This window comes from Xanthomonas sp. NCPPB 1826, assembly GCF_056725285.1.
Genome location: NZ_CM161521.1, coordinates 2,378,322 through 2,393,550, shown reverse-complemented (window position 1 = coordinate 2,393,550; position 15,229 = coordinate 2,378,322). Strand labels below are relative to the sequence as shown.

Sequence of the window (15,229 nt, the reverse complement as noted above, 5' to 3'; positions counted from 1 at the left end):
GGCAGGGATGCCGCGTAAGCGCCTACACGGACGTCCTTGCGGCGTGTCCTGCGATGGTGGGCGGCACGGGCCCTGCAGCCAAGCCGCAGATCCGACGCTCTGCACCCAATACTCCTGGGCCATCGCCCAGCGCCGGACCAATCCGCGGCTGACTTAAAGCCTCTCCCCGCCCCGGCGCCGGAATCCCGGCGCGGTTTCGGCACGCCGCTTGCATTGGTGTGGATGCCTCCCTGGCTGACCGCACCCATGAGCGACTCCGTTACCTCCATCCTCTCGCAGATCCGCAGCTACCAGACGCAGATGGGCCAAGGCCCGATGGGCGCGGTGGGCGATGCGGCGCGCGGCAATCAGATCCAGGGGCTGGCCGGCACGCAGGGAACACCGGCCACCCAGGCACCGAGCTTCAGCGAGACCTTGCGCGGCGCCATCGGCGGCGTCAACGAGGCTCAGCAGAAGTCCGGCGCCTTAGCCAAGGCCTTTGAAATGGGCGACCCCAGTGCCGATCTGGCACGGGTCATGGTCGCCTCCCAGCAGTCCCAGGTGGCCTTCCGCGCCACCGTGGAAGTCCGCAACCGTCTCGTCCAGGCTTATCAGGACGTCATGAACATGCCGCTGTAAAGGTTGACGACACATGGCTCTCGCGATCACCAAAGAAAACATGAACCAGAACGCCGAAAAGGCGGGGCAATGGTTCGACCGTGTCCGCAGCCTGCAGATCACCCGCAAGCTGACCATGATGGCGATGATCGCCGTGGCGGTGGCGGCCGGTCTGGCAGTGTTCTTCTGGTCGCAGAAACCCGGTTACCAGTCGCTGTACACCGGCCTGGACGACAAGGGCAATGCCGAAGCGGCCGACCTGCTGCGCACCGCGCAGATCCCGTTCAAGATCGACCAGGACACCGGCGCCATCTCGGTGCCGCAGGACCGTCTGTACGACGCCCGCCTGAAGCTGGCCGGCTCCGGCCTGACCGGCAAGGAGACTGGCGGCGGCTTCGAGCTGATGGAAAAAGACCCCGGCTTCGGCGTCAGCCAGTTCGTCGAAAACGCCCGCTACCAGCACGCCCTGGAAACCGAGCTGTCGCGCACCATCGGCACCCTGCGCCCGGTGCGCGAGGCCCGTGTGCATCTGGCCATCCCCAAGCCGAGCGCCTTCACCCGCCAGCGTGACGTGGCCAGCGCCTCGGTGGTGCTGGAGCTGCGCGGCGGCCAGGGCCTGGAGCGCAACCAGGTCGATGCCATCGTCAACCTGGTCGCCTCCAGCATCCCGGACATGACCCCCGAGCGCGTCACCGTGGTCGACCAGAGCGGCCGCATGCTCTCCATCGCCGACCCCAACAGCGACGCCGCCCAGCATGCCGCCCAGTTCGAACAGGTGCGTCGCCAGGAAAGCTCCTACAACCAGCGTATCCGCGAGCTGCTCGAGCCGATGACCGGCCCGGGCCGGGTCAACCCGGAAGTCAGCGTGGACATGGACTTTTCGGTGGTCGAGGAAGCACGCGAGCTCTACAACGGCGAACCGGCCAAGCTGCGCAGCGAACAGGTCAGCGACACCAGCACCAGCGCCACCGGCCCGCAGGGCCCCCCGGGCGCCACCAGCAACAGCCCCGGCCAGCCGCCGGCGCCGGCCGCAAACGCCACTGCCGGCGCACCGGGTACCCCGGCCGCTGCCAATGGCCAGGCCGCCGCACCGGCCGCGCCGACCGAAAGTTCCAAGAGCGCCACCCGCAATTACGAATTGGACCGGACCTTGCAACACACCCGCCAGCCGGCCGGCCGCATCAAGCGGGTGTCGGTGGCGGTGCTGCTGGACAACGTCCCGCGCCCCGGTGCCAAGGGCAAGATGGTCGAGCAGCCGCTGACGGCCGCCGAGCTCACCCGCATCGAGGGCCTGGTCAAGCAGGCGGTGGGCTTCGACGCGGCCCGTGGCGACACGGTGTCGGTGATGAATGCCCCGTTCGTGCGCGAAGCGGTGGCCGGCGAGGAAGGTCCGAAGTGGTGGGAAGACCCGCGCGTGCAGAACGGTCTGCGCCTGCTGGTCGGTGCGGTGGTGGTGCTGGCGCTGCTGTTCGGCGTGGTGCGCCCCACCCTGCGCCAGCTCACCGGCGTGACCGCAATCAAGGAAAAGCAGGCCAAGGGCGGCAACGATGGCACTCCGCAGAGCGCCGACGTGCGGATGGTCGACGATGACGACCTTATGCCGCGTTTGGAAGAGGACACCGCCCAGCTCGGTCAGGACCGCAAGAACCCGATCGCGCTGCCGGACGCCTACGAAGAACGCATGCGTCTCGCACGCGAAGCAGTCAAAGCCGATTCAAAACGTGTCGCACAAGTCGTGAAGGGATGGGTCGCCAGTGAAGCCTGATACACCACCGATGACCGGCGTACAGCGCGCCGCCGTGCTGCTGCTGTCGCTTGGGGAAAGCGACGCCGCCGAAGTGCTCAAGCACATGGACCCCAAGGAGGTGCAGAAGATCGGCATCGCCATGGCTACCATGACCGGCATCTCGCGCGATCAGGTCGAGAAGGTGATGGACGAGTTCAACGGCGAACTGGCCGGCAAGACCTCGCTGGGCGTGGGCGCCGACGACTACATCCGCAACGTGCTGATCCAGGCGCTGGGCGCCGACAAGGCCGGTGGCCTGATCGACCGCATCCTGCTCGGCCGCAACACCACCGGCCTGGACACCCTGAAGTGGATGGACCCGCGCGCGGTGGCCGACCTGGTGCGCAACGAGCACCCGCAGATCATCGCCATCGTCATGGCGCATCTGGACAGCGACCAGGCCGCCGAGGCGCTGAAGCTGCTGCCCGAGCGCACCCGCGCCGACGTGCTGCTGCGCATCGCCACCCTGGACGGCATCCCGCCCAATGCGCTGAGCGAGCTCAACGACATCATGGAGCGCCAGTTTTCCGGCAACCAGAACCTCAAGTCGTCCAATGTGGGCGGCATCAAGGTGGCCGCCAACATCCTCAACTTCCTGGACACCGGCGCCGACCAGGGCGTGCTGGGCGAGATCGGCAAGATCGACGCCGACCTGGCCGGCAAGATCCAGGACCTGATGTTCGTGTTCGACAACCTGGTGGACCTGGACGACCGCGGCCTGCAGACGCTGCTGCGCGAGGTCTCCGGCGAGCGCCTGGGCCTGGCCCTGCGTGGCGCCGACGTCAAGGTGCGCGAGAAGATCACCCGCAACATGTCCCAGCGCGCCGCCGAGATCCTGCTCGAGGACATGGAAGCGCGCGGCCCGGTGCGCCTGGCCGACGTGGAAGCGGCGCAGAAGGAAATCCTCACCATCGTCCGCCGCCTGGCTGACGAAGGCGCCATCAGCCTCGGCGGCGCCGGTGCGGAGGCGATGGTATGAACGACATCGTCACCCGCTGGCTGGCCCCCGACCTGCACCTGGAGCCGGCCCCGCCAGCGCCGGAGTATGACGAGCCGGCCGTGCTCGAGCCGGTGCTGCGTCCGCCGACCCTCGAAGAGATCCAGGCGATCGAGGACGCCGCCCAGCAGGAAGGCTTCGCCCGCGGACATGCCGAAGGCTTTGCCCAGGGCCAGTCCGAAGTGCGCCGCCTGACCGCGCAGATCGACGGCATCCTGGACAACTTCACCCGCCCGCTGGCGCGGCTGGAGAACGAAGTGGTCGGCGCGCTCGGCGAGCTGGCCGTGCGCATCGCCGGCTCGCTGGTCGGGCGTGCCTATCAGGCCGACCCGCAGCTGCTGGCCGAGCTGGTGCAGGAGGCCGTCGATGCGGTCGGCGGCGCCGGCCGCGAGGTGGAAGTGCGCCTGCATCCCGATGACATCACCGCGCTGCTGCCGCATCTGGCGCCCAGCAGCACCACCCGCGTGGCCCCGGACCTGAGCCTGAGCCGCGGCGACCTGCGCGTGCACGCCGAAAGCGTGCGCGTGGACGGCACCTTGGACGCGCGCCTGCGGGCCGCGCTGGAGACAGTCATGCGCAAATCCGGAGCGGGCCTGTGAGCGCCCTGCTGGGTGCCACCCCGGCCGACTGGCTGGATGCACGCAACCTGCGCCTGGCCACCCGCCTGAGCGGACTCGGGCTGGAACCGAGCGCCGGGCGCACCCTGATCCGCGAAGGCATCCTGCGCCGCGCGGTCGGCCTGACCCTGGAAGCCACCGGCTGCGAGGCGCCGATGGGCGCCACCTGCAAGGTCGAAGTCGACGGTGGCTGGGTCGATGCCGAAGTGGTCGGCTTTGCCGGCGAACGCACCTACCTGATGCCCAGCGCCGAACTGCATGGCCTGCTGCCCAACGCCCGCGTGGTGCCCTCGCGGCGCCGCGGCGGCGTGGAAGTGGGCGAAGGCCTGCTCGGCCGCGTCATCGACAGCGACGGCACCCCGCTCGACGGCAAGGGCCCGATCCGCGGCGAAGGCAGCGTCAGCATGGCCGGCGTGTCGATCAACCCGCTGGCGCGCGAGCCCATCACCACCTCGCTGGATGTCGGCGTGCGCGCGATCAACGCGCTGCTGCCGATCGGCCGCGGCCAGCGCGTCGGCCTGTTCGCCGGCTCCGGCGTCGGTAAATCGACACTGCTAGGCATGATGACCCGCTTCACCTCGGCCGACGTGATCGTGGTCGGGCTGATCGGCGAACGTGGCCGCGAAGTGCGCGACTTCGTCGAAACCACGCTGGGCGAGGAAGGCCTGCGCCGCGCCGTGGTGGTGGCCGCCCCGGCCGACCGCCCGCCGTTGGCGCGCCTGCATGGCGCCTACCGCGCCACCGCCATCGCCGAATGGTTCCGCGACCAGGGCCTGAACGTGCTGCTGCTGATGGATTCGCTGACCCGTTTCGCCCAGGCGCAGCGCGAGATCGGCCTGTCGGTCGGCGAGCCGCCGACCACCCGCGGCTACCCGCCGTCGGTGTTCGCCAAATTGCCGGCGCTGGTGGAACGCGCCGGCAACGGCGCCAAGGGGCGCGGCTCGATCACCGCCTTCTACACCGTGCTGACCGAGGGCGACGACCCGCAGGACCCGATCGCCGACGCCGCGCGCGCCATTCTCGACGGCCACATCCTGCTGTCGCGCCGGGTTGCCGACAGCGGCCTGTACCCGGCCATCGACGTCGAATCCTCGGTCAGCCGCGTGGTGCAGGACATCGCCGACGACACCTGGCGCCTGCGCATCCGCAAGCTCAAGCGTCTGCTGTCGGCCTACACCGCTAACCGCGACCTGATCGCCATCGGCGCCTATCAGCGCGGCAGCGACCCGGCCACCGACGAAGCATTGGCGCGCTGGCCGGAGATCGTCGAATTCCTCGGCCAGGACGTCCACCGGGCCGCCGACCTGCCCGACAGCCTGTCCGCGTTGCAGCGGCTGGTCGAACCCGAGAACTAATCCATGATGCAGTCCAAACGGATCGACCCCCTGCTGCGCCGCGCCCAGGAACAGGAAGACAAGGTCGCGCGCGACTTGGCCGAGCGTCAGCGCGCCCTGGACACCCACCAGTCGCGCCTGGAAGAGCTGCGCCGCTACGCCGAGGAATACGCCAACAGCCACATGGCCGGCACCAGCGCCGCTGCACTGACCAACCGCCGCGCCTTCCTGGACCGGCTCGACAGCGCCGTGCTGCAGCAGGCGCAGACCGTCGAAAACAACCGCAACAAGGTGGAAGCCGAGCGCACCCGGCTGCTGCTGGCCAGCCGCGAGAAGCAGGTGCTGGAGCAACTGGCGGCCAGCTACCGTGCGCAGGAGAACAAGGTGATCGAACGCCGCGACCAGCGTGAGATGGACGACCTCGGCGCGCGTCGTTCGCGCCTGGCCCGCAGCGAAGACACCCACGGAGAATCCGCATGAACCCCTTGTCCGCTTTTGCCGCCGGCCTCGGCGCACTCGCCGGCACCGGCAAGAAATCCAGCTACAGCGATCCCTCGTCCGAGCCGGACGCCGGCCAGGACCCGTTTGCGCGCATGCTCAACCCGGCCAACACGCCGAACCAGGCCCCGCCGCAGGCGCCCGAGCGCGTGCCGGCCAAGCAGGCCGCGCCCAAGTCCAACCAGCCCGACAAGCAGCGCAGCGACGACGACCACGGCGACGACGCGCCGGGCGATGCCACCGCACGCCCGCGCGCGCAGGATGGCGATGCCAAGGCTGCCAAGTCCGGCACCGCCAAGGAGTCGTCTGCCGCCGACGGTAGCAGCGCTGCCGCCACCGCCAAGACCGGCAAGGGCGGCAAGACCGCGAGCAACGGCGAAGACGCACAGGCCGACGCAGCCACCGCCACCGACACCGGCTGGCCACCGCCGGGCCTTGGCGGCTTCGGCATGGGTCTGCTGGCGCAGGCATTGCCCGGCGGCGATGTGCTGGCGGCCGCGGCTGCGGCACTGGCTGCCGGCGTGACAGCTGCGGCCGGCGCCACGCCGACGGCAACCGCGCTGCCGACCGACGCGGCCGCACCCACCGCACCCGCGACCGCCGGCACCGCCCTGCCCTCGTTGGGCGCGCTGGCACCGGCTGCCACCGCAGGCGCCAAGCCCACCTCCGTCACCGCCTTGAGCGGCGACGCCCAGGCGGCCGCACTGATGAGCATGGCGACCAAGGCGCTGGACCCGGCCACCGATGACAGCGCCGGCCCGGCCGCGCCGGACGCCCCGGCGTTCGTGCTGCCGACCACCACGGCGGCCGCGCTCGGCCGCCTGCAGGACCCGGCGCCGGTGTTCAGCGCCTCGCCCACCCCGACCCCGGAAATGGGCAGCGACACCTTTGACGACGCCATCGGCGCGCGCATGAGCTGGCTGGCCGACCAGAAGATCGGCCATGCCCATATCAAGGTGACCCCGAACGAGATGGGCCCGGTCGAGGTGCGGCTGCATCTGGAGGGCGACAAGGTCAACGCCAGCTTCAGCTCCGCCAATGCCGACGTGCGCCAGGCGCTGGAGCAGAGCCTGCCGCGCCTGCGCGAAATGCTCGGCCAGAACGGCTTCCAGCTCGGCCAGGCCGATGTCGGCCAGCAACAGCAGAGCCAGTCCGGCAACCGCAACGGCGGCGGCAGCGATGGCAATGGCCTCAGCCTGGACGACAGCCCGCCTGTCGGAATTCCGTCGGTGGTATTACGCCAGCGTGGATTGCTGGACGCCTACGCTTGAGCGCGCGCGCCGGGCACGCCCCGGCGCGGCTGAAACCTGGATGCCGGCAAGCTCCGGCACGCCCCACGCCCCTCGCAGCGCAAGGCCTGCGGGGGTTTTGCCGTTGAAGCTGTACGCGCGCCGGGAAACCGTCGCCGAATTGGCACGCCAATTGCATCCATTGGGTGAGCATTCCCCCTGGAGCAGACTGTGGCAGCCGCGGAAAAACCCAAGAAGACCGAAGACAAAGACGACAAGGGCGACAAGAAGAAGGGCGGCAAGAAACTTCTGCTGATCGCCGTCGGGGTCGTGGTGCTGGCCGCTGCCGGTGGCGGCGCCTGGTTCTTCTTCGGCCACAAGGGCGAGGAGAAAGACGGCAAGCACGCCGCGCCCAAGGTGGCCGAGGTGCCCAAGCCGGCGCAGTACTTCCCGATGGATCCGGCAATCGTGGTCAACCTGGCCGACCCCGGCGACGGCCCGCAGTACCTGCAGGTCGAGGTGCAGCTGGTCACTCGCGACCCGGAAGACCTCAAGCTGATCACCGAAAACGCCCCGGCCATCCGCGCGCATCTGCTGATGCTGCTGTCGCAGGTCAAGGCCACCGATGTGGCCGACCTGGTCGGCAAGCAGAAGCTGCAGAAGGCCGCCCTGGCCGAAGCGCAGAAGGTCATGACCAGCGAGACCGGCAAGAAGTGCGTCGAAGAACTGCTGTTCACCAGTTTCGTCACCCAGTAAGGCCTGCCCCATGAGCGTCAGCGATCTGCTTTCCCAGGACGAAATCGATGCCCTGCTGCATGGCGTGGATTCGGGTGCGGTCAATACCGAGCCGGAGCCGCTGCCCGGCGAGGCGCGCCAGTACGACCTGTCCAGCCAGGACCGCATCATCCGTGGCCGCATGCCGACCCTGGAGATGGTCAACGAGCGCTTCGCGCGGCTGTGGCGGATCGGCCTGTTCAACCTGATCCGGCGCTCGGCCGACCTGTCGGTGCGCGGCATCGACCTGGTCAAGTTCAACGAGTACATGCACTCGCTGTACGTGCCCACCAACCTCAACCTGATCCGCTTCAAGCCGCTGCGCGGCACCGGCCTGATCGTGTTCGAACCCACGCTGGTGTTCACCGTGGTGGACAACTTCTTCGGGGGCGACGGCCGTTACCACACCCGTATCGAAGGTCGCGAATTCACCGCCACCGAGATGCGCGTGGTGCAGCTGATGCTCAAGCAGACCTTCGCCGACCTCAAGGAAGCCTGGGCGCCAGTGATGGAAGTGGACTTCGAGTACATCAACTCGGAGATCAACCCGCACTTCGCCAACATCGTCACCCCGCGCGAGTACGTGGTGGTGTGCCGCTTCCATGTCGAACTGGAAGGCGGCGGCGGCGAGATCCACATCACCCTGCCGTATTCGATGCTGGAGCCGATCCGCGAACTGCTCGATGCCGGCATCCAGAGCGACCGCAACGACCGCGACGACTCCTGGAACGTGATGCTGCGCGAGCAGCTGGACACCGCCGAGGTGACCCTGTCCAGCGTGCTGGCCAGCAAGCGCATGAGCCTGCGCCAGCTCACCGGCCTGAAGATCGGCGACATCCTGCCGATCGACCTGCCCGCACAGGTGCCGTTGTGCGTGGAAGACATCCCGTTGTTCACCGGCGAATTCGGCGTTTCCAATGGCAACAACGCCGTCAAGATCACCGCCGTACGCCCGCCCGGCGTGCAAGCCCCACGCGCCGTTCCCTCCCAGGACTCCAGCAAATGATCAACTCCGACATCCTCGACGCCGCGCCTGCCACCTTCGACAGCCTGCAGGCCGAGCACGACCAGAATGCCACCGACCTCAACCTGGACGTCATCCTGGACGTGCCGGTGACGCTGTCGCTGGAAGTGGGCCGCGCGCGCATTCCCATCCGCAACCTGCTGCAGCTCAATCAGGGCTCGGTGGTGGAACTGGAGCGCGGCGCCGGCGAGCCGCTGGACGTGTACGTCAACGGCACCTTGATCGCGCATGGCGAAGTCGTCGTCATCAACGACCGCTTCGGCATCCGCCTGACCGACGTGGTCAGCCCCAGCGAACGGATCCGGAGGCTGCGGTGATCGGCCTGCTGGCCACTGCCGCGCCGGTCGCGGCCAAGGCCACCCAGGTCGGCGCGCAGGCACCGTCCTCGCCTAGCCTGTTTGGCGCGGTGTTTGCATTGCTGCTGGTGCTGGCGCTGATCGTCGGCCTGGGCTGGTTGCTCAAGCGCATGCCCGGCAGCGGTTTCCGCAGTACCGAAGGCCTGCGGGTGGTGACCAGCCTGGCGGTGGGTGCCAAGGAACGCGTGGTGGTGGTGGAGGTCAACGGCCAGCAGTTGTTGCTCGGCGTCACCGCCGGCGGCATCAACACCTTGCACACCCTGCCCGAACCGCTGCCGTCCGCGCCCGCCCCCACCCTGCCCAACTTCAAGCAACTTCCCAATTTCGCCCAGCTGCTGGCACAGAAGCTGCGCAAGGACCCGTGACATGTTGAGTCGTTGGAATCGCTGGGGGCGCAGCCTCCGCCTGGTGCTGATCCTGCTGGTGATGAGCTGCCCACTGCTGGCCGCTGCCACGCCTGCCGCATTGCCGGCCATGGCCCAGGCCGCCGCTCCCGCCGCCGCGCCTGCGGCCGCTCCGGCCGGCGCCAATCAGCTGCCGTCGTTGCCCAATGTCAGCGTCGGCCGCATCGGCGACCAGCCAGTGAGCCTGCCGCTGCAGACCTTGCTGCTGATGACGGCGATCACCCTGCTGCCGTCGATGCTGCTGGTGCTGACCGCCTTCACCCGCATCACCATCGTGCTGGGCCTGCTGCGCCAGGCGCTGGGCACCGGCCAGACCCCGTCCAACCAGGTACTGCTGGGACTGTCGATGTTCCTGACCGCGCTGGTGATGATGCCGGTGTGGCAGAAGATGTGGGGCGCGGGCCTATCGCCGTACCTCAACAACCAGATCGATTTCCAGACCGCCTGGACGCTGACCACCCAGCCGCTGCGCGCCTTCATGCTGGCGCAGATCCGCGAGACCGACCTGATGACCTTCGCGGGCATGGCCGGCGACGGCAAGTACGCCGGCCCGGACGCGGTGCCGTTCCCGGTGCTGGTGGCCTCGTTCGTGACCAGCGAGCTGAAGACGGCGTTCGAGATCGGCTTTCTGATCTTCATCCCGTTCGTGATCATCGATCTGGTGGTCGCCAGCGTGCTGATGTCGATGGGCATGATGATGCTGTCGCCGATGTTGATCTCGGCGCCGTTCAAGATCCTGCTGTTCATCCTGGTGGATGGCTGGGTGCTGGTGGTGGGCACATTGGCCGCGAGCTTCAACGCGTCGTAGCCGCAAGGTCTGCATGCGCGCCGCCCTGCCGGCGTGTCGACCCGGCCTGCCGCTTCGGCATGGGGTCCCGAAGTCGAGCAACAGACGTAGAGCAGACAGCAAGCGCGCCAGCCAGTGCAGCCGATAGCGGCCGAAGCGCACAGCTGAGCGACGCCCAGCGGAACCACCCAACACGCGTGGCTTCGCCTCGTACCCTCACCCCAAGCCCTCTCCCGCTGGAGAGGGGCGAGCTTCTGCAGACCGCACCTTGGTCAGCCCCTACACCGTCGCACCAGCTTCAGACCTCCCCCCCGATTCCCGCTTCCCGCTTCCCGCTTCCCGATTCCCGCTTCCCGATTCCCGCTTCCCGATTCCCGATTCCCCAATCCCGAATCCCGAATCCCGTCCTTTGGCACCCCACTTGCATCATCACACCCATGAGCCCTGAAATCGCCCTGACCGAATTGCGTGGTGGCCTGGTCACCGTCCTGTGGATTGCCGGCCCGATGTTGCTGGCGGTGCTGGTTGTCGGTGTCGTGATCGGCGTGGTGCAGGCTGCCACCCAGTTGAACGAGCCGACCATCGCCTTCGTGGCCAAGGCGGTGGCATTGACGGCCACCCTGTTTGCCACCGGCAGCATGCTGCTGGGGCATCTGGTGGAGTTCACCATTGCGCTGTTCCAGCGCATACCGCATCTGATCGGCTAGCGGACCCGGCCGGATGGATGCTGCCACCCAGATGGTGATCGACGGCCAGCGCGCGTTTGCGATGGTCGGGGCGATCATGTGGACCATGCTGCGCACCGGTGCGCTGCTGACCGCGATGCCGTTGATCGGCACCCGCGCGGTGCCGGGACGGGTGCGGGTGATGCTGGCCGGGACCTTGTCGATGGTGCTGGCGCCGCTGCTGCCGCCGGTGCCGGACTGGGACGGTTTCACCGCGCAGGCGGTGCTTAGCGTCGCCCGCGAGCTGGCGGTGGGCGCCAGCATGGGCTTCATGCTCAAGCTGATCTTCGAGGCCGGCGCGATGGCCGGCGAGCTGGTGTCGCAGTCCACCGGCCTGTCGTTTGCGCAGATGTCCGACCCGCTGCGCGGAGTCACCTCCGGGGTGATCGCGCAGTGGTTCTATCTCGGGTTCGGCTTGCTGTTCTTCGCGGCAAACGGACACCTAGCGGTGATCGCATTGTTGGTGGACAGCTACAAGGCCCTGCCGATCGGCACCGCGCTTCCCGACGCCGCCGCCTTCGCCGAAGTAGCGCCGACCCTGTTCCTGCAGATCCTGCGCGGCGGGCTCACCCTGGCACTGCCGATGATGGTGGCGATGCTGGCGGTCAACCTGGCATTCGGCGCGCTGGCCAAGGCCGCGCCGGCGCTGAATCCGATGCAGCTGGGCCTGCCGCTGACGGTGTTGCTGGGGCTGTTCCTGCTGTCCAGCTTCGCCAGCGAATTCGCACCGCCCGTGCAACGCATGTTCGATACCGCCTTCGACGCCGCCAGGGAATTGACCGCCTAGCGGACACATCCATAAGTGTGAACTGCCTCAAGTTTTTCGCCCGTCAGCCGTCAACGGCACAGGACGATTGATACCGCCAATCGCCATCACTCACCCACGCCAAAGCCCGCGGGAACCGATGCCCAACCTGTCTGCGCTGTTCGCTCCGATTGCGTCACGAGGCGGCCACTGGTGGGCCTGGGCCTGCCTGTGGATTGCCGGGCTGCTGGTGTGCGGCCACCTGCAGGCACAGACCTACAGTTTCCGCGACTACGCCCAGGCCGATGGCCTGCAGGGCATGACCGTCAACAGCCTGCTTGAAGACCGCCAGGGCGTGGTCTGGGTGGGCACCGAGCTGGCCCTGCACCGCTTCGAGCGCGAGAGCTTCATCCCGGTCGGCCAGGAAAGCGGCCTGGATGCGCGCTACATCCGCGCCCTGGCGCTGGATGCGGCAGGACGGCTATGGGTGGCCAGTGCCAACGGCGTGTTCGTGCGCGACGGCGGTGCGTTCGTGCAGCTGCAGCGCGACGGCAAACCGATCCGCGCCGACAGCGGCAATGTGCTGGCCGCCTATGCCGGCGGCATGGTGGTGGTCAGCGAGAACGCCTTGCTGCATCTGTCGCCGGACCACACGGGCGGCTGGTCGGTGCACCCGCTGCCGTTGCAGCTGGCCGATGGCACCAGCCTGCCGGCCGGCAAGGCGTTACTTGCCGATGGCACGGCGCTATGGAGCAGCTGCGGGCCGCACGTCTGCCGGATCGACGAGAACGGACGCACCGAGTTGCTTGGCGAAGCCGACGGAGTGCCGGAGCGGCAGTGGCGGGCGATCTTTCGCGACCACCAGAACACCCTGTGGCTGCGCGGCGGTGGCCTGGTGTTGTCGCGCGCGCCGGGAGAGCGTGTATTCCGCAACCATGCGGCGCCGGCAGGCACCAGCTTCGACACGCTCTCGGCCGCCACCACCCTGTCCGAAGATGCACAGGGCCGCCTGCTGACCCGCTCCGATCGCGGCCTGGTGCGCTGGGAAGGCGATCACTGGCGCTATTTCGGCCACGACCAGGGGCTGCCGATCAGCCCGATGGTCGGCCCGTTGCTGATGCAGCGCACCGGCCAGCTGTGGATCGGTACCCGTGGCCTGGGCGTGCAGCGCTGGCTGGGCTACGGCAACATCGAACACTGGGACGAAAGCCAGGGCCTGGCGGAAGCGCCGACCTGGATGATCCAGCGGCTGCCCAGCGGGGAGCTGCTGGTCGGCAGCGATGCCGGCTCCAATGTGCTGGATCCGCTCAGCGGGCGCATGCAGCCCTGGACGCTGGACGACGGCCAGCCTCTGCTGCAGTCGATCTCCCTGGCGCTCTCGCCGACAGACGGCGCCGCCTGGGTGGCACGCTCGTCCGGCGCATTGGCGCGGCGCGATCCGCGCAGCGGCCGGACCGTCGACGTGCTGCAGCTCGGCCTGCCGATCAACAAGCTGCTGTTCGACGCGGCCGGCACCTTGTGGATCACCACCCCGCGCGGCCTGTATCGCATGCCGCCGGGCGCGCCATACCAGGCCATCCGCGATCCGGGCGTGCCGGCCGCGTTCGTGGGCGATGTCGATCTCGACCCCCAGGGCCGGCTCTGGGCCAGCACCCGCGAGGGGCTGTACAAGCGGCAGGCAGACGGCGCCTGGCAGCGCGTGCAGGTGCGTGGCGCGCTGCCCAGCCAGGATTTCTTCCTGATCGATTTTGCTCCCGATGGCGAGCTGTGGATCTCGCTGCGCGATACCGGGCTGTGGCATGGCCGCCTGCAGGCCGATGGCGTGCTGGCGCTGCGCGCGGTGGACGATCCGCTGGTGGCGCGGGTGATGCCGTTCATCCTGCGCCACGACCGCGAGGGCCGGCTGTGGCTGGGCAGCAGCCAGGGCCTGGACATGCTGGAAAACGGCCATTGGTCGCGGGCCACGCGCACCGAGGGCCTGTTGTGGGATGACATGTCGGCCAATGCGTTCTTCGAGGACGTGGATGGCAGCATCTGGCTCGGCAGCAGCCGCGGCGCCACCCATCTGATCGATCCGTTGCGCGTGTTCGACGCGCCGCCATTGCGCGTGGACATCCTGCGCGTGCGGCGTGGCAACCAGGCGATCACGCCGGGGGCGCAGGTCGATTGGTCGCAGGTGCCGCTGGATGTGGACATCAGCGCACCCGGCGCCGAAGGCGGCCCGGACCGCATCAGCTTCCGCTACCGGGTGGAGGGCCACCAGGCGCGCTGGACCCAGACCTCGCTCAGTCACCTCACCTACCCACTGTTGCCGCCCGGCACCTATACGCTGGAAGTCCAGGCGCTGGATGCCTACCAGCGCAGCGCCAGCCCGGTCGCGCGGCTGCGTTTCGTGCTGCGCCCGCCGTGGTGGCGCGGCGCGCCGGCAGTGGCCGGCTACGTGCTGCTGGGCATTGCCGCGGTGATCGCGCTGCTGCGCTGGCGCACGCGCAAACTGCTGCGGCGCAAACGCGAACTGGAGCAGCTGGTGGCCGAGCGCACTGCCGAGCTGGAACAGGACAAGCGCGAGCTGGAGGCGGCCCGCGCCGAACTGGCGCTCAAGGCCACCCACGACGAGCTGACCGGGCTGCTCAATCGCGCCGGCATCCTGCACGCGCTGCGCGGCATGCTGGCGCGTGCCGATACCAGCGCGCGGCCGCTGGCGGTGGTGCTGATCGACCTGGACCACTTCAAGCTGGTCAACGACCAGCACGGCCACCTGGCCGGGGACGCGGTGCTGGCCGAGGTCGGCCGGCGCCTGGATACGCTGGTACGCGGCGACGACCGCATCGGTCGCTACGGCGGCGAGGAATTGCTGGCGCTGCTGCCGGGGCTCAGTGCCGAAGCCACCCATCGCCTGCAGGCACTGCATCGCGGGATCTGCGGTAACTACCCGATCGATGGCGGCGTGTTGCCGGTGACCTGTTCGGTCGGGGTGGCCTGGTTCCAGCCGGGCGAAACCCTGGAACAGCTGCTGGCGCGCGCCGATGCCGCGCTCTATCGCGCCAAGCGCAATGGACGCAACCGCATCGATTACGACCATGTGCGCTACGACGCCGCGGCCAGCGGCTGAGCCTGCGCCCGGACGCAGGCCGAAAGGCAGTGCCAATGCTGCGATCTGCCGACCGACCCGGCGCACAATGGGCCTTGGCGGCGCGCCTGCAGACACGTCGCTGCAGAGAGTGTCCGCTGCCACGCAGGTGCTTGTGCGCGAGCAGCACGCAACTGTTTTGAAACCGGCATCAAGCCATCTGCGTGATCGCGCCTGCAGCGACAGGGTCCGGCCCAGGGAACAACACGCGCCCGGCAATGGCCGT

The 15,229-nt window shown here is 68.7% G+C and carries 15 protein-coding genes; all 15 read left to right on the top strand.

Annotated elements, in window-relative coordinates; genetic code table 11:
* Positions 1 to 246 precede the first annotated feature (246 nt).
* The 15 genes from fliE to AC1PLA_RS10215 all read left to right on the top strand — a co-directional run bounded on the left by fliE (position 247) and on the right by AC1PLA_RS10215 (position 14,985).
* Positions 247 to 618, top strand: a complete 372-nt coding sequence (gene fliE, locus AC1PLA_RS10285; protein WP_006449786.1) for a flagellar hook-basal body complex protein FliE — start codon at positions 247 to 249, stop codon at positions 616 to 618.
* A 13-nt stretch (positions 619 to 631) separates the two neighbouring features.
* Entirely contained in the window at positions 632 to 2,362 is a 1,731-nt protein-coding gene (gene fliF, locus AC1PLA_RS10280; protein WP_016904679.1) for a flagellar basal-body MS-ring/collar protein FliF, read from the top strand.
* Positions 2,363 to 2,372: 10 nt separating this feature from the next.
* Entirely contained in the window at positions 2,373 to 3,362 is a 990-nt protein-coding gene (fliG, locus tag AC1PLA_RS10275; protein WP_016904678.1) for a flagellar motor switch protein FliG, read from the top strand.
* Complete coding sequence (locus tag AC1PLA_RS10270) at positions 3,359 to 3,979, top strand: FliH/SctL family protein (protein WP_016904677.1); 621 nt, start codon at positions 3,359 to 3,361, stop codon at positions 3,977 to 3,979. The genes fliG and AC1PLA_RS10270 overlap by 4 nt, the downstream gene beginning before the upstream one ends.
* Entirely contained in the window at positions 3,976 to 5,352 is a 1,377-nt protein-coding gene (gene fliI / locus AC1PLA_RS10265) for a flagellar protein export ATPase FliI (RefSeq protein ID WP_016904676.1), read from the top strand. The genes AC1PLA_RS10270 and fliI overlap by 4 nt, the downstream gene beginning before the upstream one ends.
* Before the next feature lie 3 nt (positions 5,353 to 5,355).
* Positions 5,356 to 5,811 (top strand): flagellar export protein FliJ, encoded by a 456-nt coding sequence (gene fliJ, locus AC1PLA_RS10260; RefSeq protein WP_016904675.1) that lies wholly within the window; start codon positions 5,356 to 5,358, stop codon positions 5,809 to 5,811.
* Positions 5,808 to 7,100, top strand: coding sequence for a flagellar hook-length control protein FliK (locus AC1PLA_RS10255; RefSeq protein WP_481106102.1), 1,293 nt, complete (start codon positions 5,808 to 5,810; stop codon positions 7,098 to 7,100). Before fliJ ends, AC1PLA_RS10255 begins: the two co-directional genes overlap by 4 nt.
* Before the next feature lie 189 nt (positions 7,101 to 7,289).
* Positions 7,290 to 7,814 (top strand): flagellar basal body-associated FliL family protein, encoded by a 525-nt coding sequence (locus AC1PLA_RS10250; RefSeq protein WP_016904990.1) that lies wholly within the window; start codon positions 7,290 to 7,292, stop codon positions 7,812 to 7,814.
* A 10-nt stretch (positions 7,815 to 7,824) separates the two neighbouring features.
* Positions 7,825 to 8,838 (top strand): flagellar motor switch protein FliM, encoded by a 1,014-nt coding sequence (gene fliM, locus AC1PLA_RS10245; RefSeq protein WP_016904991.1) that lies wholly within the window; start codon positions 7,825 to 7,827, stop codon positions 8,836 to 8,838.
* Positions 8,835 to 9,173: a flagellar motor switch protein FliN gene (fliN, locus tag AC1PLA_RS10240; RefSeq protein ID WP_016904992.1), complete on the top strand. Its 339-nt coding sequence runs from the start codon at positions 8,835 to 8,837 to the stop codon at positions 9,171 to 9,173. The genes fliM and fliN overlap by 4 nt, the downstream gene beginning before the upstream one ends.
* Positions 9,170 to 9,577, top strand: coding sequence for a flagellar biosynthetic protein FliO (gene fliO / locus AC1PLA_RS10235; protein WP_481106101.1), 408 nt, complete (start codon positions 9,170 to 9,172; stop codon positions 9,575 to 9,577). Before fliN ends, fliO begins: the two co-directional genes overlap by 4 nt.
* 1 nt (position 9,578) lies before the next feature.
* A complete protein-coding gene (gene fliP, locus AC1PLA_RS10230) occupies positions 9,579 to 10,424 on the top strand; it encodes a flagellar type III secretion system pore protein FliP (RefSeq protein ID WP_039521458.1) in 846 nt (281 codons plus the stop codon).
* A gap of 416 nt (positions 10,425 to 10,840) precedes the next feature.
* Positions 10,841 to 11,110, top strand: a complete 270-nt coding sequence (locus tag AC1PLA_RS10225) for a flagellar biosynthetic protein FliQ (protein WP_005917968.1) — start codon at positions 10,841 to 10,843, stop codon at positions 11,108 to 11,110.
* 13 nt (positions 11,111 to 11,123) lie between these two features.
* The gene (fliR, locus tag AC1PLA_RS10220) at positions 11,124 to 11,915 is read left to right on the top strand and encodes a flagellar biosynthetic protein FliR (RefSeq protein WP_016904238.1); all 792 of its coding nucleotides are present in this window, start codon (positions 11,124 to 11,126) and stop codon (positions 11,913 to 11,915) included.
* Between the two features lie 118 nt (positions 11,916 to 12,033).
* A complete protein-coding gene (locus AC1PLA_RS10215) occupies positions 12,034 to 14,985 on the top strand; it encodes a diguanylate cyclase (RefSeq protein WP_349780462.1) in 2,952 nt (983 codons plus the stop codon).
* Positions 14,986 to 15,229: the final 244 nt, after the last annotated feature.